Here is a 2,768-nt window from a genome sequence, read left to right as displayed (position 1 = left end):
TTCCGGGGCGGAGGGTTCCGTGCCGGGCGTCGCGCCCGGCCTTGCCGCGTTCCTGAGCACGATCGCCACGGTGAACAGCACGGCCGCGGTGATCAGGGCGGCGGCCCACGCGGGCAGTGCCAGGTCGAGGAGCAGCACCAGGCAGGCGGTCAGCGCCGCGGCTCCGAGCAGCGCGGCAGCGCCCGAGCCGCCGTACAGCTTGGCGGTGCGTCGCTGCTTGCGCGTCTGCTCGCGCAGCTCGGCCCGCAGCTCGGCCCGCAGCTCGGCCCGCAGCTCGTCCCGCAGGGTGTCCCTGACGACGTGGGAGAGCTGCTCCGACAGTTTGTTGTCCGGCTTGACGTCCATGCGGGCCGGGTACCCGGGCGTCCACACCCTTAACGGGGAGTGACGCCACGTGCGCCCGCGCTGCCGGCGTGGGGATGGGCTGAACGCCCTCCGGGTGCCCCGGCGCGGGGCGGCCACGCGCCGATCAGGCCGCGGCGGCGTCCCCGGGCGTGGTGAAGGCGGCCACGACGAGGTCGGCGAGGCGGGCGGCGACCGAGCTGTCGGGGTCCAGGTCGGGATCGTAGATCGTGAGGTTGAAGCCGACGCAGCGCGGAGAGTTCACCAGGGTGCGCAGCAGCGTCAGCACCTCGTCCTCCCACAGCCCGCCCGGGTCGGGGCTGTCCACGGCCGGCATGACGGAAGGGTCGAGGACGTCCGCGTCCATGTGCACCCAGAAGCCCTCCGTGACCGGCACTTCCAGGGTGAGCAGCAGCGCGTCGGCGAGGTCCCGCGCCCCGTACCGCCTGATCTCCTCGACGTACAGCGCGGGGATCTTCAGCTCGGCGAGCTCCGCGCGGTCCTCCTCGTCGTCACGCAGCCCGATCAGCCGTATGTCCTCCTCCTTGATGTACGGGCGGAGCCCTTCGATGTCGGCGAGGTCGGCCTGCCCCCGGCCGGTGGCGAGCGCCAGCTCCTCGCCCGCGGCGGCGCCGACCCGGTCGGAGTTCCCCGGGTGGCGGAAGTCCGAGTGGCCGTCGAGGACGGCGAGCCCGTAGCGGCCGAGGCGGCGCAGCGCGAGCGAGGCGCCGAGCTGGATGCTGCAGTCGCCGCCGAGGACGAACGCGAAGTCCCCTGCCGCAACGTGGTGTTCGATGCGATCGGCGAGCTTCCGGGTGTACGCGGCGATGCCGGCGGCGTTGAACACGCCGTCACCCTCCTGCCAGTCGCCCCGGTCGTAGCGGGGCGGGACGACCACTCCGCCCTCGAAGGCTCCGAGCCTGGGCAGCAGCCGCTGTTCGCGCAGCGCGCCCGCCAGTTTGTAGCAGCCGGGCACGGTGCCGGGGGCGGGCGGCCGGAGTCCGAGGTTGGAGGGGGCGTCGATGACCACGATGCGTCGCATCCCGCCATACTGGTCCAGGGGTGCCGGTCGGTCGAGCGGCTCGGTGGTGTCCGGGCGCCGGTGACCCGTGTCCGTCATCTGCGGCGCCAGAACAGAATGATGCCGCACAGCAGGCCTATGACGCCCATCACGAGCAGGGCCGCCCACAGCGGCATGACGACTTCGCGAATGATCACCCGGATCCTCACGTCCTGGGTGTTCTCGGCGATGAAGACGATGCCCAGGACGGCCGGGACGCCGGCCACGATCCTGCCCGGGGTGAGGTAGCCCCCACCGCGTCCCGTGGCGGTGCGGCCGCCGGGGCCTCCACTCGCCGTTCTGCGGCTCATGACCTGCCTCCTTCCCGCCCCGGGGTGCGACGGTGCCCGCGCCTCCGCGTCCAGGACGGGGCCGGGCAGCGGCGGCCGCATCCAGGGCGGGCACGTGGGTCGGGTCAGCGGGAACATGGGTCAGGTCAGGGCGGGCACGTCGAGGGTGAGTGTGCCCGCCTGCGCGTCCAGTACAGCGGGTATGCCGAGCGGCACGGTCAGCGCGGTGTCGCAGTGGCCGAAACCCAGTTCCTCGACGACGGGGACCCCGAGGCCGCCGAGCCGGTCGCGCAGGACCGCCCGCACGTTCTCGTACGGCCCGCAGTCCTGCCAGGAGCCCAGCGCGATCCCGGCGACACCGTCCAGCAGGCCGGTGCGCAGGAGCTGGGTCAGTGCGCGGTCGATGCGGTAGGGCTCCTCACCGATGTCCTCCAGCAGGAGGATGCCGCCGCGTGCGGAGGGCCGGGAGTGGGGGGTGCCGGACTCGGCGGCGAGCAGCGAGAGGCAGCCGCCCGTGGTGATGCCGCGCACGGGCGCGCCGGGGACCAGGCCCCGGGCTGACTCGAGGGTGAGGGTGCGCGCCGCCTCGGGTTCGAAGAGGGTGGTGCGCAACGACTCCTGGGTGCGGGCGTCCTTGAGGAAGGTGACGGCGGCCACCATCGGGCCGTGCAGCGTGGAGAGGCCCAGGCGGACGGCGAATGCCTCGTGCAGGGTGGTGATGTCGCTGAAGCCGACGAACGCCTTGGGGCCGGCGGCCCGCAGGGCCTCCCAGTCGAGGAGGTCCACCATGCGGGAGACGCCGTATCCGCCGCGTGCGCACAGCACGGCAGCGACACCGGGGTCGCACCACGCCTCCTGGAAGTCGCGCGCCCGGTCCTCGTCGGTCCCCGCGAGGTAGCGGAAGTCCTGGTGCCGGTCCAGGACGTGGGGTGCGACCACCGGGTCCAGGTCCCAGCCCCGCAGGATGTCGAGTCCCGCCTGCAGCCGCTCCTCGGCAACCGGCCCGCTGGGCGCGACCACGGCCACCCGGTCGCCGGCGCGCAGACGCGGGGGCCGTGTCAGCGGCGCGAGGGGTG

At 73.7% G+C, this 2,768-nt stretch carries 4 protein-coding genes; all 4 read right to left on the bottom strand.

Features of this window, described 5'->3' with window-relative positions:
* On the bottom strand, positions 1 to 345 hold a 345-nt coding region (locus GUY61_RS37185; protein ID WP_208106928.1), incomplete at its 3' end, for a phage holin family protein.
* Positions 346 to 469: 124 nt separating this feature from the next.
* Positions 470 to 1,384: an arginase family protein gene (locus GUY61_RS37180; protein WP_166634702.1), complete on the bottom strand. Its 915-nt coding sequence runs from the start codon at positions 1,382 to 1,384 to the stop codon at positions 470 to 472.
* 74 nt (positions 1,385 to 1,458) lie between these two features.
* Positions 1,459 to 1,713 carry a DUF1049 domain-containing protein gene (locus tag GUY61_RS37175; protein WP_166634701.1) on the bottom strand — a complete coding sequence of 85 codons (255 nt, stop codon included), beginning with the start codon at positions 1,711 to 1,713 and terminating at the stop codon, positions 1,459 to 1,461.
* 120 nt (positions 1,714 to 1,833) lie between these two features.
* Positions 1,834 to 2,768: LD-carboxypeptidase (locus GUY61_RS37170; protein ID WP_243767016.1), on the bottom strand; the 935-nt coding region annotated here is incomplete at its 5' end.

The organism is Streptomyces sp. GC420 (assembly GCF_009916105.1).
Classification (GTDB): Bacteria; Actinomycetota; Actinomycetes; order Streptomycetales; family Streptomycetaceae; genus Streptomyces.
The sequence above is the reverse complement of the archived record's forward strand: the minus strand, read 5'-3'. Positions and strand labels throughout refer to the sequence as shown.

Bases quoted from the DNA above. Each gene is read 5' to 3' on its own strand.
- GUY61_RS37180 (WP_166634702.1), bottom strand. From the start codon at position 1,384: ATGCGACGCATCGTGGTCATCGACGCCCCCTCCAACCTCGGACTCCGG.
- GUY61_RS37175 (WP_166634701.1), bottom strand. From the start codon at position 1,713: ATGAGCCGCAGAACGGCGAGTGGAGGCCCCGGCGGCCGCACCGCCACG.